The following is a 25,703-nucleotide window of genomic DNA, read 5'->3' as shown; positions in this document are numbered from 1 at the left end:
CAACATCTGCTTTAACCCATTATGCCAGAGGGTAAATAAAAAGCTAAATGGCGGCTAAAAACACAAGTATAACTAAATGCTCTGCTAGCTTATTATGCAACAAATCAAGCCGATTCAATTATCTAACATATGTAACTATTTATTCCGTTTTATACGCTTTAAAAAAGCGGGCGACGGCTTTATCAACATGATATTTTCTGTTCGTAGTCGGGTTTATGTTTAATTCCTTCATTCACATAATACTCACGATTTAATTGGCACTCGTTTTATACGTTTTTGCTGATTCATAATATACAGGCTCTCCTTAATTTGACTAAACGTTGCATGAGTATTCAACGTTTCATTTGGTCCATTTAAAACCGCCGTTTGAACTCTTGGCATCTGCAAGAAATATTCGGTAGCAAAATTATGCTCAATTGCCGCTTCTAACTGAACTAAAAACTGTTCGCTTTCACCAAGAGTGAGCGGGTAAAGGGCATTCTCCAAATACGAAATCGATAACTCATTCATTTTATTATTGAGCAACGTATTATTGGAATGCCCACGTAATGCTAAAAACAATTGGGATATTGATGAAAAGATCGTGGCTCTGTTAGCCAAGTACTTAAAATCTCTATCTGCTAAATCAGGTTTTCCATTTAAATCATTAGTGATTGCATTTAGAAAAGTAACTTGAAATGACTCTGGAAATTCAGAGTGCAGCTGCGTTTGCCAATCTAATGCCGCTAAATAGTGTTTTGATGCAAGCAGCAACTCAGTTTTCGCGATTCTCACAAATGGGTCACTATTCAATTCCACCAATAATTCAGTAATGTTCTTTTCAGCCCAGCTAAACATATTTTTTGTAATTAATACATTTGCGCGCTCTAGCCGTACATACGGGTTATCTGGTTGCTTACTATAAGCAATTTGAATGCTATTCCATGCATGAGATATTTCACCTCGAAGGCGATATGCTTTCGCCTGTGTTACATATACATCCACCCAATTGGGCGCTAACTTTTTCGCTTTATCAATTTGTTCAAGTGCAACTGTAATTTGCCCGCTTAAAATCTTTGCGTTAGCCAAGGTAACATACGCCCACGCTTCAGTTGGGTTATATTTAGCCGCTGCTTTTGCATAATTTAGTGCATATTGAAGTGTTTTGTCGCTTGGTTCATACAGTTGATATTTAACCAAATACAGATCACTTAACGCACACAAAACAGCTGGGGTATTTGAGAATTGTTCAAGTAGTTGTTCCAGTCGAAAAATACCACGATTAATGTCTTGTTCGTCACGTAAACTTAAATATTGGCTCACTTCAGTTAGAACTGGTGGCGTATCAGTAACACTATTAATATCACGCTTGCTAACAACTGTGTTGCTTATTAAAACAACAGCAAATATCAAACTCGCTATTAGAGCAAAAACAACATGTTTTGGGTAATTAAAGCCTGAAGATAAGGTGTGGATTGGCGGTGCCAATGGCGTGATTTCAAGAGTAAAGCGATAACCCAATCCTCTTTCGGCAACAATACTATTTTTCTGCTCAGCTTTTTGAATTACTTCGCGTAAACGAGATACGCGTTTTTTAATGGTGTCATCCGATACAACTTTACCTTGCCAAACTTGCTCAAGTAACTCTTGATGCGAAACTAAGTGTGGTGCATGTTCAACTAAGCATTTTAAAAGTCGGTAAGATAACTCCGATAAATCGACCTCAACTCCAGACTTCGTCAAGCTCCGCTTCGTGACGTCTAGCATTAAGTCATCACCTAGTTTATAACAAGCCATGTTTTTTCCTAAAACTCCTAATCCTTTATTTTATTTATATTTTTTATGGTTGTCACCATTTGTCACGTTAAGTCACTTAAGTTTATTTAATGCTTGCCTTACGTTTTGAAACTCTATTTTATTAAGGAAGTACAATGCGTTTAATCTATTTAATTAGTCTTATTTTTTTCTCGTGCAGTAGTTATGCGTCATCAAAAAATATCCCAAAAAAAATTGACTCACTGATAACTCAATATAACCAACTCGACCAATTTAATGGTGTCGTGCTAGTTGCAAAAAATGGACAACCGATATTAAAAAAAGGTTACGGAAAAGCAAATTTTGAATGGGGTATTGATCATCAAGTAACAGGAAAATTTCGAATTGCATCAGTCACAAAACAATTTACAGCAATGTTAGTACTACAGTTAGTTGAGCAACGAAAAATAAATTTAAGTGATAAAATAATAGATCACATACCTGAATATCGTGCAGACACCGGTAAAAAAATCACTATTCACCAACTACTTACACATACATCTGGCTTGGGAAATTTTTTTCATTTGCAAGAGTTTAAGCAAATTGAAGCGCGTAACCCTTATTCAGTAATAGAGTTTATTCAAACACTTTGCAGTGAAGATTTACTTTTTGAACCCGGTGCACAATTTAAATACAGTAATGCCGGTTACACAATCCTAGGACACATCATTGAGCGGGTAACCAAAAAAACCTTTGAACAAGTGCTTATTGAGCAGATTTTTAAACCTATAGGCATGTTAAATAGCGGCTTTAACGGACAAAATCGTTTTATCACACATCGCGTTAATGGCTACGAGCGCACACTCGCTGGTGTAAAACCCGCACCATTTATCGATATGTCCATTCCTTATTCAGCCGGTAGCATATATTCCACAGTAGATGATTTACTACTTTGGGATCGTGCACTTGCAAACAATACCCTGCTCTCTCCAAAACTCACAAAGGTGATGTACACAGTTTCTCCCCATTACAACTATGCAGCTGGATGGCTTGTGTCACAGCTCGATTCAGCTCAATACGGCGAACCATTAACTCAGCTTTATCACGGAGGAGGCATACAAGGGTTTAACTCTCATATTACTCGAATTCCCGAAGATAATGTATTAATTGTACTTTTGAACAACACTGGGGGGGCGCCGATGACTGCTATTACGGACAATATTATAAATATATTGTATGGTAAGCCAATAAACCCTGCGCAACTGAGAAAAAACCAAGCTTTATATAAACGTTTAAAAGAAGATGGTCTAGAGTACGCTGTTACATGGTACCAACAACAAGTCAGCCAAAATAACGGCCTAAATGAACGACGTTTAAATCAGTTTGGCTACGAATTACTAGAAGTTAATGAGTTTGATGCAGCGATCGCCTTTTTTAAACTTAATGTTGAGGCTCATCCTCAATCTGAAAACGTATATGACAGCTTAGCAGATGCGTACATTGCAATATCTCAATACGAAAATGCAATTATACAATTTACCAAGGCACAACAACTGGCGTCATCTAAAAGCAAATATGCGACCAAAATCAACGAAATTAAAAACAAGCTTTAATGAAAACCTGTTAACCCTTTCAAGCCGTGGCATACGCTTTTAAAAAGCGGGCGACGGCTTTATCAACATGCTCTTGCACTTCTTGCTCGCTAATAACCTCGTTTGGCAGCAATATCGCTTTAATGTGTAAGCGCCCTTTGATCATTTCGATGAGTAGCTTTGCGGCAAATTCGGCGTCGTCGACATCGAGCATGTTTTGCTGGTGTAAATGGGTTAAGTATTTCGCCAGCGGAATGCTGCCTCTGAGCGGGCCATAGTGATAAATCAACTCGCCCACTTCCGGTAATTTAGGCACTATGTTGGTGACTAAGCGGAATAACTTAAGCATGGTTTCTGATAAAAAGCCTTGCGCAAAACCATAGCACACGCGGCTTAATGCTTGTTGCGGCGGCAAGTCGTAATCGATATTAAGTAAAGTGCCCACTTGTACTTCAGCTTTTTCACGAATAACTGCAAGCAGCAGTTTTTCTTTGTTGCCAAACTCGCTGTAAATATTACGACGAGAACCGCCCGATTCGCTAATGATCATTTCAAGCGAAGTATTATCGTAACCATGTTCTAAAAATAGCGTTTGTGCTACCGCGAGGATTTTTTTACCGCGCTCTGATAACGGTTTTGCACTTAAAATTTGTTCTAAACTCAAGATTGTACCTATTATTTGTAAAAACATGGTTGACTTTGGTACTACATGGTACCAAAATATTTGGTACTGCATAGTACCAAATTAATTTACTCAATTTGTGCTTATAAAATTATCACATTTTACAGGAACCGTTATGCGTTTACTTTACGTTGTTGCGTGTATTATCACGCTTGTTGGCTGTTCAAAAGAAATCGAACACACTGAATCACCTATCCGCCCAATCGCATGGACAGCGGTAAAAACCTCAAATTTTGAACAAGTGCGTACACTTTCGGGCATTGTTGCACCCGTTGAAAATGCTAATTTAAGTTTTGAAGTAAACGGTAAAGTTGAAAAGGTGTTTGTAAAATTAGGCGATACAGTGAGTAAAGGTCAGCCCCTTGCTAAGCTAAATCAACTCACGTTTCAGTTAAGTTTTGAATCTGCATCAGCGCAGGTGAAGCAAGCCGAAGCGACACTTCAAGAAGCGCAAAATGAATATGAGCGTTACAAAACACTCAGCGAGCAAGGCTTAGTATCAAAATCAGGTTTTGATAATTCAAAATCAGCATTTGAATCAGCCAAAAGTGCCGTGGATGTAGCGAATGCCCAGCTTAATATTGCCCGTAAAAATGTTCAGGACAGCGAACTACTTGCCCCCTACGATGGCGTTATTACTAAACGTTTAATCGAGCCTTCTCAACAAGTTGGAGCAGGGCAATCGGTGTTTGAAATTGAAGGTCAGCACGGCTTTGAAGTAAATGTAATGGTGCCTGAAAGCATTATTCATGACTTAAACAGCGATATGACACTGAAAGTAACCTACCCGGTTATGCCACAGCTTGAAATGAAAGGGCATATTTCTGAAAAAGGTACCCGCGCTGAATCAGCCAATGCGTTCCCCGTCACCGTGATTTTAGATGAAGAAAATTCCGTGCTACGCGCTGGCATGACCGCCGAGGTTGAATTTGTTTATCAAGGCATGGGGCGTACTGGTTACACTGGCCCCAGTATTCGTATTCCGGTAAGTGCCCTTGGTGCTGATGTGAAACAAAAAGCCTATGTGTTTGTGTTTAACCCTGAAACTCAGCTATTGGAAAAACGCTTTGTACAAACCGAAAACGTTATCAACAATGAAGTGATTATTTCTAAAGGTTTAAACGACAACGAAATTATCGCCACGGCAGGCATCGCCTTTTTACGCGATGGGCAAAAAGTGTCGTTACTTGATAACGCCGTGCAGCGCTTTAATTAAGGAGCGGGAATATGAATATTACCGCTTTGGCGTTTAATTATAAAAAACCCGTATTACTTGTGGTGGCGCTATTAATGCTAAACGGCATTTTTGCGTATTTTACTCTGCCTGCTCAGGAAGATCCGACCATTACCATTCGTGAAGCCATTGTTAGCACGCAGTTTCCAGGTATGGCACCGGATCGGGTTGAACAGCTGATCACACGAAAATTAGAGGAAGAAATCCGCAAAATTCCGGAAGTAAAAGAAATTAAGTCGTCGTCATCTACAGGGCTTTCGACTATTCACGTAAAAATTTACGACCGTTATTTTAACCTCGACAATATCTGGCAAGACTTACGCAACAAGGTGAATAATGTCCAAGGAAAACTTCCACAAGGTACGTTACCATCGTATGTAAATGATGAGTTTGGTGATGTGTCGGTGATCACCCTAGCACTAACCGCCGATGGCTTTGATATGGCCGAAATGTACGATATTGCACAGCATATTCGCGATACCCTTTATGGTGTTGAAGGCACTAAAAAAATTGAAATTTTAGGCGCCAAAGCCGAGCGTATTTACCTTGAAGCGTCCAATGCCAAATTAGCACAGTTAGGGATTTCGCCTTTAGCGCTCATCAACGAACTTAAAAACCAAAATATTGTGCAGTCAGGTGGCCGTGTTGATACTGGTAGCCGCAGCTTTATTATTGAGCCAAGCGGTAACTTTAACAGCATTCCTGATATTGAAAATACCTATATTATCATTCCGGGCACTGAAGATTTTATCGCTTTAAAAGACATCGTGACGATTAAAAAAGGCTATATCGACCCACCGGATAAATTGGCTTATTTTAATGGAAAACCGGCTATTTTCTTCGCTAATGCGATGTTGCCAGAGTACAATATTTTAGAGTTTGCGCCGCGCTTTAAAGCCAAAATAGCTGAAATTGAACAGACATTACCAATTGGCTATCAACTCGACATTGCAACTTATCAGGCCGATCAAGTTGAAAAAACCGTGAAAGGCGTATCAATTAATGTGCTGCAAACACTCGCTATTGTACTTGTGGTAGTCATTTTGTTTTTAGGGCTGCGCACCGGATTAATTGTAGGTGCCATTGTACCGCTGGTGATGCTCGTTACACTTGCTATTATGCAATACAGCGGTATTAAACTTGAGCGCATGAGCTTAGCAACGCTGATTATTTCACTTGGTTTATTAGTTGATAACGGTATTGTTATTGCCGAAGATTTTAAACGCCGTTTGGAGCAAGGTATCGACCGCTACAATGCCATGGTGCAGGGGTGTAAAGAGTTGGCAATTCCGTTACTAAGCTCATCAGCCACCACCATTTTATTCTTTTTACCGCTGATGCTAGCAGAGCATGTGGCAGGCGAGTACACCCGCTCAATCTCATTGGTGATTTTAATTACCTTGCTAAGCAGTTGGGTATTAGCACTGACCGTTACACCCATTTTAAGTTACTACTTTATTAAAGTACCCAAAACAACCACTAGTGATAGCAATGAGTTTGGCAAATTGGCCAGTTACTATGGAAAATATGAGCAACTTTTACATTGGGTGCTGAAACATAAAGCGGTGTTTATGGCCGCGATGTTTGTTTTGTTTATTGGCGCTGGCGCATCTATGAAATTTGTCGCTAAGCAGTTCTTCCCAAATTCAGATCGCACTCAAGTATTGGTTAATATTGATTTGCCACGTGGCACGTCATCACGGGAAACTAACCGTCAAATGCAAGAAATCTTCGCATGGCTCAATAACAAAGAACAGTTTGACTATATTGAAAGCTTTTCGGGTTATGTTGGCTTTAGCGGCCCACGTTTTGTGCTTTCGCTAAACCCAGAAGACCCTGTAGAAAACAAAGGCTTTATTGTACTGAATGTAACACCAGAAACCGATATTGCTTCGCGGGTATTAGAGCTTGATACGCAAATTGAAGCACGTTTTCCAAATATTTCTGCGCGCGTGCGTAAAATGTTTTTAGGGCCGTCGGATTCGTCTATTTTAAAAGTGCAGGTAAAAGGCCCTGATAAAGAGGTTATTTATCAAAAAGCGCAAGAGATTATGGCGGTATTACATGCCGCGCCAAACTCGCTTAATGTGCGCACCGATTGGGAGAACCTGATCACCAAAATCTCGGTTAAAATTGACCAGCACCGAGCAAAACGCGCAGGCCTAACGTCAAGTGAAATTGCGCAAGCGCTTGATAGCTACTTTAGTGGCGGTGTAATTACTAACTTTCGTGATCAAGACGAGATCATCCCTATTGTGTTGCGCGCTGGTGAAAACGAGCGAAATAGCCTTGATAGACTGCGTACCTTAAATGTGTATTCAGAAAAATCTGGCCGTGCCGTACCGTTATTTCAAGTTGCTGACTTTGAGCCTGTGAACCAGTTTTCAATTATTCATCATGAAGATATGTTCCGCACCATTAGCATTGAAGCACGCAACACCAAGCTTTCTGCGGAAGATTTTAAAGCACTTGTTGATGAGCAAATTCAACTGCTTAAGCATGACTTACCAGTTAATCACACCATTGAATACGACGGTGTAATTAAAGAGTCAAAGGCGGGGCAAAAAGCGCTTAGCGCCAATATGCCGATGGTGCTTGGCTTTATTATTATTTTATTGGTGGCGCAGTTTAATTCATTTAGAAAGGCCATGGTGATTTCGCTTACTATTCCGCTTTCATTTATTGGTGCGGTGATTGGTTTACTGTTAATGCAAGCGCCCTTTGGCTTTATGGTAACACTTGGCCTTTACAGCCTTGCGGGCATTATTATCAATAACGCCATTGTATTAATCGACCGCATTGCAATTGAACAAGCTGAAGGTAAAAGCGAGTATCAAGCCATTATTGATGCATGCTTAACGCGACTTCGCCCAATTGCGATGACCACCATCACTACCATGATGGGACTACTACCACTTATTATTGGTAAAGATCCGCTATTTTACGGCATGGCCTGTGTGATTGCCTTTGGTTTAGGCGTAGGCACTGTTTTAACCTTGGGCGTGGTACCTGCGCTTTATGCTGGGTTCTACCGCGTTAAAAAGCAGGACTAAGACATATAAAAAAGCACAAGAGTTTGCTTAGCGCAAACCTTGTGCTTTGCTACTAGAGATATTAGCGCGCACGCTAATTCTGCGAGGATTGAGAAAAAGGACACGGAGGAAGCTGATAAATTACTTCTGATACTACCTGAGCCATGAGGAGTTGCTCGTCAGCGCGCACACCATTAACAGGCGTTAAAATCACTGAGTCGACTCGTTGTCCGGTGATCACCTCAGCAAACACTAGTGCTGTTAAGTATTTACCCAATGGCGCAGCGTGATTACCATCGCTAGCATGAAGCCTAAGATTAGGCATTAATTGCAAAACACTATCCCAAACAAGGCCTACCGGAGCAAGACAACTCGCTTGCTTGGCAACAATATCTGAATGCAGAGCATAAACATATTGGGCTTCTGTTGTGTCGCCACGCTGCGGGTGCTCGGGAAATAATATTGGCATAACATTAAGCTCCTTTGCGTTGGCTATCCATTTTTCTGCCGCCGTAGTTGAATACGTTGTCTTACGTGATTGCGAGTATTTTTGCCCTTGCAAAATAATGTGCGTCCAATTGCCGCTTACAAGCGCGTGAGTTGCACTGCTGCTTTGAATACTGTTATCTAAAAAGCCACTGCCAATAGTCTCAGATACTGTCTGCTTTTGGGGTGTTAACTGTGTAATCACTTTATTGATCTCAGCGCCTAGTCCTGAAACATGGCTATTGCCCGTTATTGCAATACGGTACGAATTAGCAGCTTGATTATTGGGCACTTCGCCGTTGTATTTAGGTTTAAGTTGCCAGTTTATATCATCAATTGTTTTACTAATGTCATCAAATGATTTTGGTGAATCTGAGCATGCAACCAATGCACATGACAAAATTAATCCAAGTATCACACGCATATTAGTTCTCCAATGCCATACTCGATTGGTAAATATCAAAAAGCGCATCTGATAAATAATCTGATTCATGAGGCACGGAAAACAACTTAGAGGATGCTACAGATGTCGCACACTGTTGCCAATTATTGGTAACGGTACCACTGCTGTCAGTGGTGACCGCAGGGTGAGTTATTTGTTCAAATTGCACAGCACAACCGTTAATACTAAGCCAGTGATTAATCGTGTCCTCTACACTTTTAATGTTGCCACTGGCACGGCCATTAACCGGCACTTCCATATCTGTTGGGCTATGTAGATGATGAATTGCTACAGCTGTGGTGGTTGAGCATGCAGCAAAATCACCACGATATTGCCCCGCCAATGCAACAATACCAACTAACTTTTCAGGAATGTGACACGCTAAGGTATAGGCCATAAAACCACCCGCAGAGTAACCGAAGATGCGTGCTTTATCGCCTTCAATTGTGTAATTTGCATGGGCATAATCAATTAAATTGGCAATGTAATTGCTATCATCACTGATGTTAACATCGGTGTTGCTATCCCACTGCCATGCGCTGCCATTGCCATTTGGACTAATTACTAAGTACCCTTTTTCTTCAAGCATGTTTGCGTCAAAAATACCGGCTACTTTAGCCATATAACCTGGTGCGCCATGCAAAGTAAGAATTAGCCCTTTGTACTCTTTGCTCGTATCGCCAAAGACCAAATTTTGTCGGCCATCTACACCAATACATTCAGCACCATCAGGAATAGCTTGTGCAGCACATAAGCTCTGTCCGTTTGAGTTATTATCGTTAACTGGATTTGCTGTTTTACTACTGCCACCACAACCCGAAATTAAGCAACTTGCTAGCACTGCGATTTTTGTAATTTTTCTCATTATCTTATCTCAATCTGAAGTTCAAAGACCGCCTTAAAATTATGTAAAAGCTGTTATTGTTGCTTAATTAAGTTATGATAATTTGATGATGAAATTATAATAACTATTAAAATCATAATGATAGAAGGTTCATTTAGCTTCGATGCTATTCAAGTTAATACGCAAACAAATACCCTAACCATCAATGGAACGGTGACTGAATGCGAGCCGAAGTTATTTGAGTTACTGATTTTTTTCTGCCGTAATAACCAACGAGCCTTATCGCGCGACGAACTAATTGAACATGTTTGGCAAGGTCGAGTGGTGAGTGATGCGGCTGTAAATCGCGCAATTAGTCAGCTCAGAAAATTAATTGAGCCCGAACCAACAAAACCTATTTATATTGTAACGGTAAGCAAAGTGGGATATCGCTTTGCGGTCACACCAATTGCATTAACTTCAACTTCGCCTGACAATGAAGTTAAGCAGCACCCGGCGACACGTAAAAATAAGTGGCTAATTGGCTTAATTGCGATGATCGTGCTTATCATTTTGTCGATGATTACTTTTTTGAGTAAAACTAATCACCAGCTCAAATTAACAAATCGCCTCGTGCTTACAGAGCAATTAGGCATGACGTTTAACCCCTATTTTGACGAGAGTTCACAAACACTTTACGCCCTGCATAAAAACAATAACGCTGCAATCAGTAAGGTTGTGAAGCTTGAGCAAAACGGCAGCTTAACCCCGCTTTTAAGCGATAATTTCTATTACACCGATGTAATCGCAAATAGCGATTTTCTGTATTTGGCAAGGCTTACTAATTTAACTGAACGACAATGCAAGATTGTTGAATTTAATTTAGTTACGCAGCAACTTACTCAGTTACTTTCATGTGGTACCAGTGTTGTGACCAATATGGCGCTCGATAGCAATAATCGTTTAGTTTATGCCTATCGAGAAAGTTCCTCGGCACCTTATAAATTAATGGCGTTTAATACTCGAACCGCTCGCCAGCAACAATTGAGCTTTCCCGACAATAGTGGAAACAGTTTGGGGCACCGCATATTTGCTATCAGCAATAATCAGCTTGCTTATATAAATTACCATGCAAATAAACCCGATAGCTTAGTGATTAAAACGCTAAATGACTCTAAGCCACCCTTTGAAGTACCCTTAATTGATCACGTGCAATCATTAAGCTGGATTAATGATATTTTGCTTATTTCTGCAAAAGATGGGCTGTATCAGTTTAATCGCGAGCAAAACACACTAACCCAGCTAGACTACTCTGATACCTTTAACCGAATTTTTGCAAGTAAAGACGCGCTTTTTGCCGAGCACTACGCCGTAATCTCAAACCTTTATCACATTACCGATAATCAAGCGCCTCAAGCCATTACTAAACGCCAAGCCAGCATTTTACAATTTGCACCATCTCCTATTAACGACCAACTGGTTTATGTTGAATCACTCAACGGTAAATTGAGCATTAAGCTGGCTGACAAACACACTAGCAAAACACTTAGTTTTGACAATACCATTGAGTATGTCGGTAATATCGCATGGTCATTTGACGCAACTGCGCTTGTTGCCAATATTAACGATCAAATTTATCGCTACGATATGACAAAATCACAGTGGCAAAAGATAAATCACACATTTAATACTATTCACTTTGTTGGTTTTAATGCCGAGAACCAACTGTTTGTAAGTGCTGAGCAAAATCAAGAATGGAATATTTGGCAACTCGATTCGGCATCAAGCCAAGCTAAACAAATTACCTTTAATGGCGGCTATAGTTTCTACTTTGCTGAAAATACTCTTTATTACAGTAAATTTAGTCAAGATGGCTTATTCGCTCGCGCTCTTATTACAAATGAGGAAAGGGTGTTAGTTAAAGATTTCGCACTATTACAGTGGCGCGATTGGCAGTATGTGAACAACAGTATTATCTATCGCACTAATCTTGGTTACAAACGGCTAAATTTAGCCTCAAAACAAACGACTGACATCAGCTCATTAGCAAAATATGGTCGTAACTTATGTCGTCAGTCTAACGTCAATCAGCAGTTTTTTTGTGCATTGCTGGATAACCAAATCAGCCAAATTTGGCAGATTGATATCAGTGAGAGCGTGCACTAAAAAAGGCAACCAGATGGTTGCCTTACACCATTTGAGAATGGGTTTAGTATGATTAACCTCACCTCGGGATCGTAAAGCGTTAGTTAACTTCTTACCCCAAGTTTAGGTTAAATATGGGTTTAGGTTAAAAATGAGCATTGCTTAGTTACATGCACCTTCATCTTGCCATACATCCCAAGGGCCTGAGTTTTGCTCTGGGTTTGCACCTTGGGTCCACCATTTAGCTGAGTACAAACGGCCATTGTAAGATGCTTGTTCTCCAGTTAGAAACACTGTGCCGGCACTCCATGCAACCACACCGTTACAACCTGCACCAGTATCACTGCTTACAACTACTGATTGGCTTTTTGAGTGACTTAATCCTTCATTATCAGCAACAGTTAAACTTACGGTATAACTGCCCGCTTGCGCATAACTATGACTCGGGTTAGTAGCGTTACTAGTTGTACCATCGCCAAAATTCCATGCGTAACTTACAACGCCTTTATCGTCTGTAGCGGTTTGGTTAAACGCTACCGTTAATCCAGCTGTACTAAACGTAAAGTTTGAAACAGGTGCTTGATTTACGTTGCCATCGCCACTGCATTTACCTGTGTTTTTCCAAACATTAGTATACACATCTGGCTGCGCCCCTGTTGACCACCAAGTTGCTTCATATTGATTACTTCGATAAGCCACTTTATCACCGACTTTATAGGCTTTTGATGCCGACCAATTTGCTAGTCCGTTACATCCACTGCTTGAACCATCACTGATTGTGACGATGCTTGATTTGCGGTTAGTTTGGCCTTTAGTATCGGTAACCGTGAGGCTTACGGTGTAATCGCCAAACGTATTATAGGTATGGCTAGGATTTTGGCTACTGCTAGTCGCGCCGTCACCAAACTCCCATGCGTAACTGGTTATGCCTTTGTCATCTGTTGAGCTGTCACTAAATTGTGCAGTGTTACCAGAGACTTGTACCGCAAAATTGGCAACAGGCTTTGCATCGCCTGTACCGCCTCCACAACTGCTACTTGCTAAATAATCATACGCTGCTTTGGCTTGCACAATACCATAGCCGTAAGAGGTATCACGTCCTGCAGCACCTTTGTCTTTTGCCGTTGTATTTAACGCGTCGCGAATTTGCTGGTTAGAACAGTTTGGAAAATGGCTCCATACTAATGCTGCCACACCTGATACATGTGGCGTTGCCATTGATGTACCGCTAATGCTTTTGTAGCCACTGTTGATCCATGTTGAATTAACACTCACACCTGGCGCAGCAATTTCTACTTGGCTGTTATATTGTGAGAACGATGCTTTACTTTCACCGCTATTCACCGCAGCAACCGATACCACTGCATCGTACGATGCAGGATAACTCATCGAACTGTTGCCGTCGTTACCCGCTGCTGCAATATGCAGCATACCTTGCGCATAACTGTTTGCAAAAGCTTGGCGCTCAGCACTTGATTGACCCGAACCACCTAAACTCATACTGGTCACATTAGCGCCCGCTTGCTGACATTGCTCAATCGCACGAATTAAATCAGAACCGTAAGCCCAACGCCCTTGGTCGTTAAACACTTTAACAATATGAAGGCCTAACTGATTAGAAGGGTTCACCCCAACGACGCCTTGGCCATTTCCGCCAATTGCAGCAATAGTACCCGCAACATGCGTACCATGGCCGTTGCCATCGTTATACCAGTTACCGGTATCATTACTGCCATAACCATCATTACCTGTGATGCCGTTTGATGGTAAGTCTGGATGACCCAATTGATAACCGGTATCCATAATACACACTTTGCGATTACCTGTGAGGTTGTCACTTAACTGATTAGCCTGCACCATACCAATACCATAAGGTGTGCTTTCTGCAAGTAAATAGCGTTTTGGATCAACCTCAACCGATTGCACATCACTGCGACTCAATAATTGCGCTCGCTCAGCTTGAGTTAATTTAAGTGCTACCGAATTAGTGCTAGGTAATACATGAATTGCCTGAGACGTAACACTGCTTGCTAACGAATGCAGTTTATTGAGCTTAAAAGCCTGTTGTTGCTGTGCATCTGCTGTGACCGGTAAACCCATTTTCAATGCATCAGATTTAAGAGTTACGATAAATCGCTCTGAACTATCTGTATCAAGAGATACTTTATCCGCCGCAAGTGCTGTGCCTGCGAAGGTACTGCAAAGTAATAAAGCCTGTGTTGTTTTATTAAATTTTGCTTTCATAACGTTTGCCTTTTTGTTGTTGTGAAGTCACGCAAATAGTTAACAAACCATTTACAACACTCAAAAAAGCAGAAAAAAGACAGCGCTGTCAACTTTAATTATTAATGTAAACAAATGAAAATAAATGCAAAATCTGGCACGTAAAACTGGCTTTACAAGGTGAGATAGGGTTTATTTGTACCTATTTAAGGGTTTGAAACAAAGAGCAAAAACTCTACCCAATAAAAATGTAAATTTATTGTTACTTTGGATATAGCAAAATCATCTTTTAAACACTTTTTAGGTACAAAAATAATCTATTAATAATTAAGTGAACGTCCAGCTTAGATTGTCAACGATTGATCAAAACACGCATTTTGCCGTTCGCAATTTAAATTCGCCGTTATTCATTTTTCAGCAATACAAAATAACTGACCGACTAGTATGAACCCATCAACAGGAAGCATACAGAGGTCGCCATGACATATTCAGATTATCAAACAGTTCAACCCCGTATTGAATACGCCGGTTTTTTTAGACGCTTTGCCGCACTTATTTTAGATGGATTACTTTTTTCACTGGTAATTGCCGCATTCGCTTTTACCTTCTTCGATGATTATTTGCCATGGACGCCACTAAACTTCTTCGACTTTAAAGAGTTTATGAATCACGAAGTACTGCCTTTTATACTTACCGTAATGTTTTGGGTATATAAAGCAGCAACCCCAGGCAAAATGGCAGTAGACAGCAAAGTAGTTGATGCCGAAACGGGCGCGAAACCAACCGTAGTGCAAAGCATTATTCGTTACGTTGGTTACTATGTTTCAGCGTTACCGCTTGGTTTAGGCTTTATTTGGGCAGCCATTGATGAGAAGAACCGAGCATGGCATGACTTACTTGCCGGTACTGTGGTTGTAAAACACGCCTAGTAGAATGATTTAAATAAAGTTAAATATAAAAAGACTTCCTAATCTTGGCCCGCGTTAAGCGGGCTTTTTTATATGCTGCTGTAAAAAGCGAATAAATAAATCGAGCTTAGAAGGCAGCGCCCGATTATGACCATAAAGCGCCCAAATCCCTTCTTCTTTATCACGATAATTCGGTAATACTTCAACCAAATCGCCCCGCGATAATGCGTCGCCAACGTAATAATCAGGCAGTTGGGCAAGCCCTAGCCCACTTATTGCTGCATCTAATAAACTCACTCCTGAGTTACACTTTAATCGCCCGTTTACACGAATATTACGCCCCTTTCCTTGCTGTAAAAACCGCCAATATTGATTACTGCCAACCAAGCATTGATGCATAGCAAGCTCAGATAAAGTATGTGGCTCGCCATGGGTTGCAATATAATCAGGGCTTGCACAAACAAACATTTGTCGTGTTGCGAGCTTTTTTGCAATAAGGTTTGAATCGTTTAGGTGACCTAAACGAATAGCAACATCAATACTGCTATCGATTAAATCGAGTTTTTGGTTGGTTAACACTAAGTCGACTTCAACTTGCCCATGCAACGCTAAAAATTCGTTCACCAGCGGCGCAATATAGCGCTCGCCAAAGGTAACCGGGGCGGTGACGCGAATTTGCCCACTAATACCGTGCTGAATATTACTCACATTAAGCTCTGCCAGTGCTAAGCCTTCCACCAGCGGTTTACAGTCATAATAATATTGCTGCCCCATTTCGGTGAGCGACACCTTACGCGTTGTGCGCTGCAATAGTTTAACGCCTAAGCGTTGCTCTAGTGCTTTGACTTTGCGGCTCACATTAACTACAGAGCTGCCTAATTTATCTGCTGCCGCGGTAAAACTTTGTGTTTCTGCCACCGCAACAAATTCACTTACCCCAGTCCAATCCATTCTTTTTCATCTCATCGCTATTCTGATCACATTATTACATATATGAAATAATAAATTTCAATTTAGGGTGATTATCTTTTAATAAGAAATAAATAAACTAGTTACCAACAAAGTAGCAAATGAACTAGCCTTAATAGCTTCAGCTAGTTCGTCAAATCACATATGGGAAACACATTATGGCGTTAGATCTTAAACCAGGCCAAACATCAATAAAATCAAAAGCTGCGGTAGCTTGGGCAGCAGGCGAACCATTAAAAATGGAAGAAGTGGATGTACAATTGCCAAAAAAAGGTGAAGTACTTATTCGCATCATTGCAACGGGTGTTTGCCACACCGATGCATTTACACTTTCAGGTGATGATCCTGAAGGGATCTTCCCATCAATTTTAGGCCATGAAGGTGGTGGTATTGTTGAAATGGTTGGCGAAGGCGTAACAAGTGTTGCGGTAGGCGATCATGTAATCCCCCTTTACACCGCTGAATGTGGCGAATGTAAGTTCTGTAAATCGGGTAAAACAAACCTCTGCCAAGCAGTACGTGAAACACAAGGTAAAGGCTTAATGCCAGACGGTACGACTCGTTTTTCACTTAATGGCGAGCCAATTTACCACTACATGGGTTGCTCAACTTTCTCTGAGTTCACAGTACTGCCAGAAATTTCTCTAGCAAAAGTAAACAAAGAAGCGCCACTAGAAGAAGTGTGTTTACTAGGCTGCGGTGTAACGACCGGTATGGGTGCAGTGCTTAATACTGCGAAAGTTGAAAAAGGCGATACCGTGGCGATTTTTGGCCTAGGCGGTATTGGTTTATCAGCAATTATTGGCGCTCGCATGGCCGGTGCAAGTCGCATTATTGGTATCGATATCAATGAGTCAAAATTTGATTTAGCAAAACAACTTGGTGCTACCGATGTGATCAACCCACAAAACTTTGATAAGCCAATTCAAGAAGTAATTATTGAAATGACTGACGGCGGTGTTGATTACTCTTTTGAGTGTATCGGCAATGTAAAGGTAATGCGCCAAGCACTTGAATGCTGTCACAAAGGTTGGGGTGAATCGGTGATTATTGGTGTTGCCGGTGCAGGACAAGAAATTTCTACGCGTCCATTCCAACTTGTTACAGGTCGCGTATGGCGTGGCTCTGCATTTGGTGGCGTGAAAGGTCGTTCAGAATTACCTGGCATTGTTGAGCAGTACCTTGCTGGTGACTTTGGCCTACAAGAGTTTATTACGCATACCATGTCACTTAATGATATTAACGAAGCGTTTGAGCTAATGCACAAAGGCCAAAGCATTCGCTCTGTAGTGCATATGGATAAGTAACTTAAACTCACCGCAATTTTAGTTAAAGCGCCTGACAAATGTTAGGCGCTTTTAAAAGGAAACAACATGTCATTAGAAGTGATAAGTAAAGCCAAAGTGTGTGGCGGTTGGCATAAACAATACAGCCACAAATCTATCAGCTTAAATTGCGACATGCGATTTGCCCTATTTTTACCGCCAAATGCATCAGCAGAAAGCCCCGTTCCCGTTCTTTATTGGTTATCTGGTTTAACTTGTACAGATGAAAACTTTATGCAAAAAGCGGGCGCATTTAAAAAAGCTGCTGAACTTGGCATTGCAATTGTTGCTCCCGACACCAGCCCCCGAGGTGACGATGTTGCCGACGATGAAGGCTACGATTTAGGTAAAGGCGCTGGGTTTTATCTCAATGCGACACAAACGCCGTGGGCAAGTCATTACAATATGTATGACTATATTGTAAAAGAGCTACCCGCGTTAGTGGAACAGCACTTTCCGGTGACTCAAACAAAATCGATTTCAGGCCACAGCATGGGTGGACATGGCGCATTAATTATTGGCCTTAAAAACCAAGAACAGTACCGCTCTATCTCTGCATTTAGTCCCATTACAAACCCAATGAATTGCCCTTGGGGACAAAAAGCGTTTACACAATATTTAGGCTCGAATAAAGAGTCTTGGCGCGAGTACGACGCATCTGAGCTATTGGCAAGTGCTCAATCAAGATTACCTATACTGGTTGATCAAGGTGATGCTGATAACTTTTTGCAAGAGCAACTAAAGCCTGAAAACCTAATTGCTGCTGCGAAGCAAAGCAACAGTGAAATAGAACTTCGTATGCAAGCAGGATACGATCACAGTTACTTTTTTATTCAAAGCTTTATTGACGAACATATTGCGTTTCACAGCAAATATCTAAAGGCGTAGATATTTTCGTTTAAAACGTAATGACTAGGGTCTGTTGGTCTTTGCTGTTCTATTTTTGTTCTTTTTGAGCGTGCTTTTATCGCGGCGCTAGATGTGTGGCCTAGTAATCTAAGCGAATATCGAGCAACAATGAGAAAAGTGCGCTCAAAAGAACCATTCGGCAGCGCTTGATTGGCTTTTCTACTGTGTTATCGGCTGGCTCACATAGAATAACTATGCAACGCAGCCTCTGCCTTGTATAAAACCCAATCAAACTGCTGCAAAAACGAACTTGAAAGGTCAACAGACCCTAAAAAGTGCAAGCTAGCTTGCACTTTTTAATTGCGTACGCAGTGAGATATTTTTAAGCCAACAGCCCAGCGATGGGAAAAACATCACTAGCACTAATATACCATCAGTAATAATAATGGTTGCCGAATACAGCATGGCAATCCAATCGACACTGCCTTGTTCAACTACCATGTAATACCCATTTACTAAGAAATGAGCTGCGCCATTATAGAGCAGTATCATCACCATAATATCAACAGCATCCAAGAAAGGATTGGCTTGTTTGCACATGCGCTGCACCACTAACATCACTAAAATGGCGGTTAAACTATCGAGTAGCGTATAGCTTACCGCAATGGCACGAAAACTATCGCCTTCATCAAAATATCGGTAAAAGTCATTTACACCGGCCATTAACAAGTCGGTTGATGAATATGACAATGCAACAATAGCAAATGCAAAACACACAAATTTAGGCACTTGCTGTTTAAGGTATTTTAAATAGGTTAAGCCCGCAGCAAGTAACATTAGCCAAGAATACAGGGCCGCAATTTTGCTGCCAAACGCAACATTATTCTCGCCAACACCGAATATAGACCAATACCAATCAACAAATGATTCGTACACAGCTACAGCTCTTTAGATTTTTGACTTTTGCTGTATTTTACGCGAGTGGTAAACAATACAAACGCAATATACCAACTGAAAAACGCCAGAATAAATACCACTAACAGGGCCGGACTAACCGTATCTATCATAATATAAACAACTACTTTATTGCGTTAAGAGAAATGAAAGTAGCGTTATTGTATCACTTGCTAATGACGTTTAACAAAATGGATCAGCAAATATTGAGCACGGTGGTTGAGCATCAATCGTTCGAAAACCGAATCTGTATATGCTCAAGTCAGAGGAAATAAGTAGATTTAAAATTATAGTGTAAAGGCACAAAACTCAGTTTCAATAAATCAAACTGAGTTTTAGTAGGCGGTTTCTAACTACTTGCATACCCACCACAACTTATTATGTGTGAGGTTTGCACATTCGGTTGCTGTGATGATGTAACACGATTAGTTAGTGACAATACATTGATTTTCCCAGCTTGCGGCGACTCATCTAACGAGTAGCAATAACCATTTTCATAATAACTATTTCACGGTTAAAACTTAATTTTCAACACGATTATATTTGTCTGAAAGTCTTATAATATCGTCTTCACTTAAATAATCACCTGTTTGAACCTCTATCAGTTCTAAATCTACATCAGTTGAATTCTCAAGACGATGTGTCGCACCAATTGGAATGTAAATTGATTCATTTTCTGAAACCAAACGTTCAATTCCATTAATTTTAGTTTTAGCTACTCCCTTAACAACGATCCAATGTTCCGCTCGGAATTGATGTTTTTGCAATGAAAGCTGACCTCCAGGTTTTACTGTCACACGTTTAACCAAAAAGTTGTCACCCACATCTACTGTATCGTACTTGCCCCATGGCCGATAGACTTCTCGGTGTGAGCTATACTCCAGTCTATTCTCCTGAAATAGTCTAGCAACGATCTGTTTAACATCTTGAGCTTGATCTCTACTAGATACCAATAGCGCATCTTTTGTATCAACAATAACCAGATCTTCAACACCCAGTGTTGCGACAAGTTTATTTTCCGCAATAATTAGTGAGTCTCGCGTTCTTTCAGCAACCACATCCCCCTTAATAACATTACCTTGCTTACATTTTCTGCTTTCATTCCAAAGCGTATTATAACTGCCTATATCCGACCAAGAACACGATAATGGCACTACAGCGGCACATTTTGTTTTTTCCATCACTGCGTAATCAATAGATTGACTCGGCAACATCGAAAACGCATCTGTCTTTACTCTAATAAAATCTAGATCACTTATCGTATTCTGAGCAGCATTTTTACAACCAGTATAAATACAGGGATGGAACTTATTCAGCTCTTCAAGGTACAAACTAGCCCTAAATAAAAATATGCCCGTGTTAAACATATATCTGCCTGAGTCAACATATGTTTGCGCCACTTCGATATTCGGTTTTTCAATAAAATCGCTGATTACAAATCCATGTGATTGTTCAATACTATTTCCTGGTTCAATATACCCATAACCAGTCTCTGGTGTCGTCGCTGGTACTCCCAATGATACTAAGTAATCTTTTTTTGCTACATTGAATGCATGATTTATCGCAGTATTAAATACGTCTTTATCATCAATACTATGGTCAGCTGATAGCACTAATAAATAAGGGTCTTTGTGGCTTTTTAAAGCATGAAAAGCAGCCAAAGCTAGTGCTGGCGCAGTGCTTTTGCTTTCTGGCTCTAACAGTATTTGGGCATTTCCAATAGCCAAGTGTCTAACCTGTTCAGCCACTAAAAATCGATGGGATTGATTACATATTATAAGCGGCGCAGCATACTCTTTTGACAATACTCGATCTAATGTATTTTCTAGCAAGCTAAATTCGTTAGTTAAATTTAAAAACTGTTTAGGGTAATCAGCCCGAGAAAGTGGCCACAGACGAGTACCTGAACCACCAGCAAGAATGACCGGTATAATCATGTTAACTATTACGATGAAAAGACAATAAAGGGATAGATTCTAGCAGCTCTTCGGGTAAGGAGTCACCTTCAACGCAGTAAAAACACTTTAAATAGTCTAACAACTTGCATACCCACCACAACTTATTATGTGTGAGGTTTGCACATTCGGTTGCTGTGATGACGTAACACGGTTAGTTAGTGACAATGCATTGATTTTTCCAACTTGCGGCGACTCATCTAACGAGTAGCAATAACCATTTTCAATAGCGAGCATCTCATCAAGCGCAAACAAAAATGGCAGTTTTTCAGGGCTCGGATAATCAATAAAGTGGCGTTGACAAGAATACCGCCACGTACGTTGTAAGCTTGAATCAACGTCTTGGCTATTTGTCGATGTCGATATAGGTGTGTGATGTAGAAATCGACCAAATGCTTTTTTACAGAACGTTTTATACTCTCGCGTGTGTAATATGAACGCATGCCACGCAAGATCAACCGCTTTTGATGGCATTGCAACTGGCTGCCCTTTTGCCATGTGACAAATCAAAAAATACTCGCGTAAATTCGCTAAAACTAGCTCACACTGCTCATCAGAAAGCGAACTATACTTTGCACGCAATGTTTGCTTAATTGCGCTTGGAAATTCAACATGCTCAATATATTTTTGCTGACTACTTTTAGAGCCAATCGCAAAATATAAGGTACTGATAATACTAAGCAACATACAAATAATAATAAATGCAGACATAAAGCCTCAAACTGCTTTTTTAAAACTACGAAAAATATAGTACTTATATTATTAACCTAATTTACATAAAAAGTAACAACTATTTTACTTTTAATTGTAATGAGCTAATTACAACTTTATTTGTTATTTAAATTCAATAAGTTAAATAATTTCAAAGCGGCGTTTTTGAAGCGTTTACACTTATACAACGCATAAACGGTGTTTGTGTAGCTGTAAGTGAAATGTGTTTAGCGTGGTGTAACAATCACGTAAGCGTTATCGCTAGGTGATCATAGATGACAACAAATTTAGCATGGTTTAGGGCTATCACAGTGCCAACAAAAATCAAATGCAGCTCCGTTTAGTTCGGTACAGTGAGTACATTGCCAATCAGGTTGTGTACTCTCTAACGTGATCTGTGCCACTATCTCTTTCGCTTGCTTCACTTGAAACTGTGAAGCAACCCAAACCTCGGGCCAAGTCTCAAAACAAGGAATTTCGCCACGCCCACCCGCTGCATACTGATTTTTAATTTGCGTTTTAATACCGGCATTTTGCAATGCAGTACTTACATTAACCACTAAGGTCAAATTTTCATGGGTGTATACAAGTGTCATTTAATTTCCTTTTGCATTGGCACACAACGCAGCACTGCGCCGGTTGGCGATTCATAGTTGCGTGGCGTATCAGCAATAAAACCATAGGCACTATAAGCATTTACCGCATTTAGTGTGGCGTCAAGAAATAGCGTTGTTAAACCGTGCGCTTTTGCTTTTTGCTCTAAAAAAGTCAACATAGCGCGCGCTAATCCCAAACCAAAATGCGATGGCAAAACAAATATGCCATCGATTTGTCCTGTCGTGAGGTCTACTTTACCCGTGCCGACAATTTCGTTGCCCATTTTTGACACATAAAATGAGTTTACAATCATGTCGGTGATCACTTTATCGGCGCTAACGCCGGTCCACAAATCAAGTTGTGTGCTATCATACGCATCTTTACAGCCAGCCAAAATTGCTTGTTTTCGTACATTAAGCACCGCTGTAACATCCTGATGTTCGGCTTTTCTAATTATGACTGTCTGTTGCAATTTAACGATTCCTTTATCCATTTAAGAAAGTGAAATGACCTACGAGCAAGCATTAAATCAACTCATTACTTACGGCAGCGATATTAATAATGCATATCGTGTACTTGCTCAACAAACACAGCAAAAAACTTTGCCGCTAAAAGTTTATAAACAACATCTAAAACATGCACTTAATTTATATATCTCAGCGCAAATTGATGACGATGATTTAACACTGTGGGCTACCGTACTAATCAATCAAACAGCAATCGATACCAATGAAATCGACGACTTTCTTTTTGCGCTAACTAACGATGACATGATGGGTGGAATTTCACCTGCGTCAATCAAAAAAATGTATTCACTTATAAAGTGAACACCACAAACTTGATTTACATTATATTGTTTTAACAAAAAAGCAGATAAACTACTTATTATTCATAACTTACAAAGTGTTCTTATGCGAAGCAAGGGACAAATTAAAAGCGAATTAATCACAATTCCAATACTACTGGTTGCCATCGTTTTGGTAATTGCCGGACACTTTATTATGAAACCCATTTTTTACGATAAAGCGTGGGCAGAATACAGTCTTGCAGCACTGCCGTTTTTAATGTTTGCATTGGTTATTTTAGCGTTTAAATTAGCACTAAAAAACGACCAAAAAGAAAGCGATAGCGAACAACCTTAAATGTCAGTACAACTGCCATCATTTACTACAGCGAGCATTCCCAATGCGCCGCGCGCTATCGCAAAAGGCAGCTCGTTAGCCGATCTACTAAACGATAATGCCATTTGCTTTATGGCGCGTAATATTGAACTAGTCTATGACAAATTTAATAGCACGCAGTTTGTTGAAGCCTGTCGTTTAGCACCGAGTGATTTGGCATTAATGGCAAAAGGCCAATTTATCGCAGCCACATTGCATCAATACCTTCCTGCACATTACCAAACTGCGATTGATATTTTATTACGTACCTTGATTGATGCTGACGAAAGCTCAGAAGAATTCGGACTAGCGGGCTTTTATTACTTACCTTTTAGCTTTTACATCGCAAACTACGGCTTAGATGCAAAATACAATGATGGAAGCGACCCGTTCGATGTATCAATGCAAGCGCAATATCAGCTTACACAACGTTTTAGCGCTGAGTTTTGCATTCGGCCTTTTTTAATAACGCAACAAGCGCGTACTCTTGCAACCCTGAATGAATGGCAATTCGATAGCAACCGACATATTCGCCGTTTAGTGTCAGAAGGTACTCGGCCAAAACTACCGTGGGGAAAACGATTACCTGCGATTATTAACGATCCAACGCCCATTTTACCGTTTTTGTGTCATTTAAAGGACGACTCCAGCTTGTACGTTAGGCGCAGCGTAGCCAATAGTTTGGGAGATATTGCCAAAGATCATCCGGAGCTGGTTTTCGATCTGCTTGATTCTTGGGTAGGTTCAGCTAACACTGAGCTCAAATGGCTTATTCGTCACGCTGTTCGTTATTATGCCAAAAAAGACCATGCTCGCGCACTGGCACTAAGAATTGCCGCTAAATAACACAACGCCTTTGCTCATTAGCTATATTAATTGGTTCAAATAAGTTCTTTTCGTTGGTGACAACTAGCTAAACTCCTTTATAGTGATGAGCTTAATGCCAGAGTTAGAGGTTTTACAATGGATCAGATTACGTCGCTGCTTAACACCATAAATTCAGAATGTCGAAGCTTGTTCGGTCAAGGCCAAGTTGCAAATTACATTCCTGAACTTGCCAAAATTAAACCTCAGCAATTTGCTATGGCGGTACTCACTGTCGATGGTGAAATCTACACTACTGGCGATGCCAAAACACGCTTTAGCATTCAGTCTATTTCAAAAGTATTAACTCTTTCGCTGGCACTGCAACGCTATGGCGAATCACTGTGGCAACGTGTTGGCAAAGAGCCTTCAGGCACTGCGTTTAACTCGCTAATTCAGCTTGAGATGGAAAACGGCGTACCGCGCAATCCGTTTATTAATGCAGGAGCCCTTGCTGTATGTGACGCGCTACAATCACGAGTAAGTGCCCCACTGCACCACTATTTAGAAACGGTGCGTCAGCTCTCAGGCAATAGTAAAATCAATTTTAATAAGTCAGTTTCAAAATCAGAGTTTAAGCATCGTTTTCGCAATGCCGCAATGGCAAACTTAATGAAGTCATTTAATAACTTTGATAACGATGTAGACGCTGTGCTTAGTAATTACTGTAAATACTGCGCCATCGAAATGAACGTCGTAGAACTGGCTAAAACCTTTAGCTTTTTAGCCAATAAAGGGGTTTCACAAACCACAAAAGAGACCTTTATTTCACGTAAGCAAAACTCACAAATGAACTCTTTAATGTTTACCAGCGGTTTGTATGATGCAGCAGGCGATTTCGCTTATCGTATTGGTATGCCAGGTAAATCGGGCGTAGGTGGTGCAATTTTAGCCGTGGTACCTGAGCGTTACACTGTGGTGGTGTGGTCACCTGAATTAAACCAATATGGTAACTCGGTAGCTGGCTTACATGCCCTAGAGCTATTTGCGAAAGAAATGGAAATACAGCTTTTTTAAG

At 40.5% G+C, this 25,703-nt stretch carries 22 protein-coding genes; 11 read left to right on the top strand and 11 right to left on the bottom strand.

Annotated features, from left to right (window positions below; translation table 11 throughout):
* Positions 1-243: 243 nt before the first annotated feature.
* Positions 244-1,776, bottom strand: coding sequence for a winged helix-turn-helix domain-containing protein (locus ACXAFE_RS19945; RefSeq protein WP_475157031.1), 1,533 nt, complete (start codon positions 1,774-1,776; stop codon positions 244-246).
* A gap of 134 nt (positions 1,777-1,910) precedes the next feature.
* On the opposite strand from ACXAFE_RS19945, the gene ACXAFE_RS19940 reads away from it, so the two are divergent.
* Positions 1,911-3,347: a serine hydrolase gene (locus ACXAFE_RS19940; RefSeq protein WP_475157027.1), complete on the top strand. Its 1,437-nt coding sequence runs from the start codon at positions 1,911-1,913 to the stop codon at positions 3,345-3,347.
* 19 nt (positions 3,348-3,366) lie between these two features.
* On the opposite strand, the gene ACXAFE_RS19935 is transcribed toward ACXAFE_RS19940, so the two are convergent.
* Positions 3,367-3,990, bottom strand: a complete 624-nt coding sequence (locus tag ACXAFE_RS19935) for a TetR/AcrR family transcriptional regulator (protein WP_475157025.1) — start codon at positions 3,988-3,990, stop codon at positions 3,367-3,369.
* A 133-nt stretch (positions 3,991-4,123) separates the two neighbouring features.
* On the opposite strand from ACXAFE_RS19935, the gene ACXAFE_RS19930 reads away from it, so the two are divergent.
* Positions 4,124-5,224: an efflux RND transporter periplasmic adaptor subunit gene (locus tag ACXAFE_RS19930; RefSeq protein WP_475157022.1), complete on the top strand. Its 1,101-nt coding sequence runs from the start codon at positions 4,124-4,126 to the stop codon at positions 5,222-5,224.
* 11 nt (positions 5,225-5,235) lie between these two features.
* On the top strand, positions 5,236-8,295 hold the full coding sequence (locus ACXAFE_RS19925; protein ID WP_475157017.1) for an efflux RND transporter permease subunit: 3,060 nt from the start codon (positions 5,236-5,238) through the stop codon (positions 8,293-8,295).
* 73 nt (positions 8,296-8,368) lie between these two features.
* Here ACXAFE_RS19925 and ACXAFE_RS19920 read toward each other — a convergent pair whose 3' ends face one another.
* A complete protein-coding gene (locus ACXAFE_RS19920) occupies positions 8,369-9,184 on the bottom strand; it encodes a hypothetical protein (RefSeq protein ID WP_475157011.1) in 816 nt (271 codons plus the stop codon).
* 1 nt (position 9,185) lies between these two features.
* Positions 9,186-10,067: a CE1 family esterase gene (locus tag ACXAFE_RS19915; RefSeq protein ID WP_475157008.1), complete on the bottom strand. Its 882-nt coding sequence runs from the start codon at positions 10,065-10,067 to the stop codon at positions 9,186-9,188.
* A gap of 117 nt (positions 10,068-10,184) precedes the next feature.
* Between ACXAFE_RS19915 and ACXAFE_RS19910 the strand changes: the two genes are divergently transcribed.
* The gene (locus ACXAFE_RS19910; protein ID WP_475157003.1) at positions 10,185-12,191 is read left to right on the top strand and encodes a winged helix-turn-helix domain-containing protein; all 2,007 of its coding nucleotides are present in this window, start codon (positions 10,185-10,187) and stop codon (positions 12,189-12,191) included.
* A gap of 141 nt (positions 12,192-12,332) precedes the next feature.
* On the opposite strand, the gene ACXAFE_RS19905 is transcribed toward ACXAFE_RS19910, so the two are convergent.
* Positions 12,333-14,414 carry a S8 family serine peptidase gene (locus ACXAFE_RS19905; protein ID WP_475156998.1) on the bottom strand — a complete coding sequence of 694 codons (2,082 nt, stop codon included), beginning with the start codon at positions 14,412-14,414 and terminating at the stop codon, positions 12,333-12,335.
* 458 nt (positions 14,415-14,872) lie between these two features.
* Here ACXAFE_RS19905 and ACXAFE_RS19900 point away from each other — a divergent pair, with 458 nt between their 5' ends.
* Positions 14,873-15,322, top strand: coding sequence for an RDD family protein (locus ACXAFE_RS19900; protein WP_054981386.1), 450 nt, complete (start codon positions 14,873-14,875; stop codon positions 15,320-15,322).
* A gap of 54 nt (positions 15,323-15,376) precedes the next feature.
* Here ACXAFE_RS19900 and ACXAFE_RS19895 read toward each other — a convergent pair whose 3' ends face one another.
* Positions 15,377-16,252: a LysR family transcriptional regulator gene (locus ACXAFE_RS19895; RefSeq protein ID WP_475156993.1), complete on the bottom strand. Its 876-nt coding sequence runs from the start codon at positions 16,250-16,252 to the stop codon at positions 15,377-15,379.
* A gap of 176 nt (positions 16,253-16,428) precedes the next feature.
* Between ACXAFE_RS19895 and ACXAFE_RS19890 the strand changes: the two genes are divergently transcribed.
* Positions 16,429-17,577 carry an S-(hydroxymethyl)glutathione dehydrogenase/class III alcohol dehydrogenase gene (locus ACXAFE_RS19890; protein WP_475156988.1) on the top strand — a complete coding sequence of 383 codons (1,149 nt, stop codon included), beginning with the start codon at positions 16,429-16,431 and terminating at the stop codon, positions 17,575-17,577.
* A gap of 66 nt (positions 17,578-17,643) precedes the next feature.
* Positions 17,644-18,483 carry an S-formylglutathione hydrolase gene (gene fghA / locus ACXAFE_RS19885; protein ID WP_475156985.1) on the top strand — a complete coding sequence of 280 codons (840 nt, stop codon included), beginning with the start codon at positions 17,644-17,646 and terminating at the stop codon, positions 18,481-18,483.
* A gap of 303 nt (positions 18,484-18,786) precedes the next feature.
* Here fghA and ACXAFE_RS19880 read toward each other — a convergent pair whose 3' ends face one another.
* The 5 genes from ACXAFE_RS19880 to ACXAFE_RS19860 form a co-directional block, all read right to left on the bottom strand.
* Positions 18,787-19,380, bottom strand: a complete 594-nt coding sequence (locus tag ACXAFE_RS19880) for a hypothetical protein (RefSeq protein WP_475156983.1) — start codon at positions 19,378-19,380, stop codon at positions 18,787-18,789.
* Positions 19,381-19,919: 539 nt separating this feature from the next.
* Positions 19,920-21,335 carry a mannose-1-phosphate guanylyltransferase/mannose-6-phosphate isomerase gene (locus ACXAFE_RS19875; protein ID WP_475156980.1) on the bottom strand — a complete coding sequence of 472 codons (1,416 nt, stop codon included), beginning with the start codon at positions 21,333-21,335 and terminating at the stop codon, positions 19,920-19,922.
* Between the two features lie 96 nt (positions 21,336-21,431).
* Positions 21,432-22,064, bottom strand: coding sequence for a glycine-rich domain-containing protein (locus ACXAFE_RS19870; protein WP_475156978.1), 633 nt, complete (start codon positions 22,062-22,064; stop codon positions 21,432-21,434).
* A gap of 287 nt (positions 22,065-22,351) precedes the next feature.
* On the bottom strand, positions 22,352-22,660 hold the full coding sequence (locus ACXAFE_RS19865; RefSeq protein WP_054981392.1) for a putative signal transducing protein: 309 nt from the start codon (positions 22,658-22,660) through the stop codon (positions 22,352-22,354).
* On the bottom strand, positions 22,657-23,133 hold the full coding sequence (locus ACXAFE_RS19860) for a GNAT family N-acetyltransferase (RefSeq protein ID WP_475156972.1): 477 nt from the start codon (positions 23,131-23,133) through the stop codon (positions 22,657-22,659). The genes ACXAFE_RS19865 and ACXAFE_RS19860 overlap by 4 nt, the downstream gene beginning before the upstream one ends.
* Positions 23,134-23,167: 34 nt before the next feature.
* Between ACXAFE_RS19860 and ACXAFE_RS19855 the strand changes: the two genes are divergently transcribed.
* The 4 genes from ACXAFE_RS19855 (at position 23,168) to glsB (ending at position 25,702) form a co-directional block, all read left to right on the top strand.
* The gene (locus tag ACXAFE_RS19855) at positions 23,168-23,488 is read left to right on the top strand and encodes a hypothetical protein (RefSeq protein WP_475156966.1); all 321 of its coding nucleotides are present in this window, start codon (positions 23,168-23,170) and stop codon (positions 23,486-23,488) included.
* 84 nt (positions 23,489-23,572) lie between these two features.
* Positions 23,573-23,803 carry a hypothetical protein gene (locus ACXAFE_RS19850; protein ID WP_105172516.1) on the top strand — a complete coding sequence of 77 codons (231 nt, stop codon included), beginning with the start codon at positions 23,573-23,575 and terminating at the stop codon, positions 23,801-23,803.
* Entirely contained in the window at positions 23,804-24,667 is an 864-nt protein-coding gene (locus ACXAFE_RS19845) for a DNA alkylation repair protein (RefSeq protein WP_475156958.1), read from the top strand.
* Between the two features lie 117 nt (positions 24,668-24,784).
* Positions 24,785-25,702, top strand: a complete 918-nt coding sequence (glsB, locus tag ACXAFE_RS19840; RefSeq protein ID WP_010558638.1) for a glutaminase B — start codon at positions 24,785-24,787, stop codon at positions 25,700-25,702.
* Position 25,703 lies beyond the last annotated feature (1 nt).

This window comes from Pseudoalteromonas sp. ABV4_021 (genome assembly GCF_056159365.1).
This window is presented reverse-complemented; position numbering and strand designations above follow the sequence as displayed.

Bases quoted from the DNA above. Each gene is read 5' to 3' on its own strand.
- glsB (WP_010558638.1), top strand. From the start codon at position 24,785: ATGGATCAGATTACGTCGCTGCTTAACACCATAAATTCAGAATGTCGA.
- fghA (WP_475156985.1), top strand. From the start codon at position 17,644: ATGTCATTAGAAGTGATAAGTAAAGCCAAAGTGTGTGGCGGTTGGCAT.
- ACXAFE_RS19905 (WP_475156998.1), bottom strand. From the start codon at position 14,414: ATGAAAGCAAAATTTAATAAAACAACACAGGCTTTATTACTTTGCAGT.
- ACXAFE_RS19930 (WP_475157022.1), top strand. From the start codon at position 4,124: ATGCGTTTACTTTACGTTGTTGCGTGTATTATCACGCTTGTTGGCTGT.
- ACXAFE_RS19855 (WP_475156966.1), top strand. From the start codon at position 23,168: ATGACCTACGAGCAAGCATTAAATCAACTCATTACTTACGGCAGCGAT.
- ACXAFE_RS19925 (WP_475157017.1), top strand. From the start codon at position 5,236: ATGAATATTACCGCTTTGGCGTTTAATTATAAAAAACCCGTATTACTT.
- ACXAFE_RS19910 (WP_475157003.1), top strand. From the start codon at position 10,185: ATGATAGAAGGTTCATTTAGCTTCGATGCTATTCAAGTTAATACGCAA.
- ACXAFE_RS19875 (WP_475156980.1), bottom strand. From the start codon at position 21,335: ATGATTATACCGGTCATTCTTGCTGGTGGTTCAGGTACTCGTCTGTGG.
- ACXAFE_RS19845 (WP_475156958.1), top strand. From the start codon at position 23,804: ATGTCAGTACAACTGCCATCATTTACTACAGCGAGCATTCCCAATGCG.
- ACXAFE_RS19890 (WP_475156988.1), top strand. From the start codon at position 16,429: ATGGCGTTAGATCTTAAACCAGGCCAAACATCAATAAAATCAAAAGCT.
- ACXAFE_RS19850 (WP_105172516.1), top strand. From the start codon at position 23,573: ATGCGAAGCAAGGGACAAATTAAAAGCGAATTAATCACAATTCCAATA.
- ACXAFE_RS19940 (WP_475157027.1), top strand. From the start codon at position 1,911: ATGCGTTTAATCTATTTAATTAGTCTTATTTTTTTCTCGTGCAGTAGT.
- ACXAFE_RS19915 (WP_475157008.1), bottom strand. From the start codon at position 10,067: ATGAGAAAAATTACAAAAATCGCAGTGCTAGCAAGTTGCTTAATTTCG.
- ACXAFE_RS19920 (WP_475157011.1), bottom strand. From the start codon at position 9,184: ATGCGTGTGATACTTGGATTAATTTTGTCATGTGCATTGGTTGCATGC.
- ACXAFE_RS19895 (WP_475156993.1), bottom strand. From the start codon at position 16,252: ATGGATTGGACTGGGGTAAGTGAATTTGTTGCGGTGGCAGAAACACAA.
- ACXAFE_RS19870 (WP_475156978.1), bottom strand. From the start codon at position 22,064: ATGTCTGCATTTATTATTATTTGTATGTTGCTTAGTATTATCAGTACC.
- ACXAFE_RS19900 (WP_054981386.1), top strand. From the start codon at position 14,873: ATGACATATTCAGATTATCAAACAGTTCAACCCCGTATTGAATACGCC.
- ACXAFE_RS19865 (WP_054981392.1), bottom strand. From the start codon at position 22,660: ATGACACTTGTATACACCCATGAAAATTTGACCTTAGTGGTTAATGTA.
- ACXAFE_RS19945 (WP_475157031.1), bottom strand. From the start codon at position 1,776: ATGGCTTGTTATAAACTAGGTGATGACTTAATGCTAGACGTCACGAAG.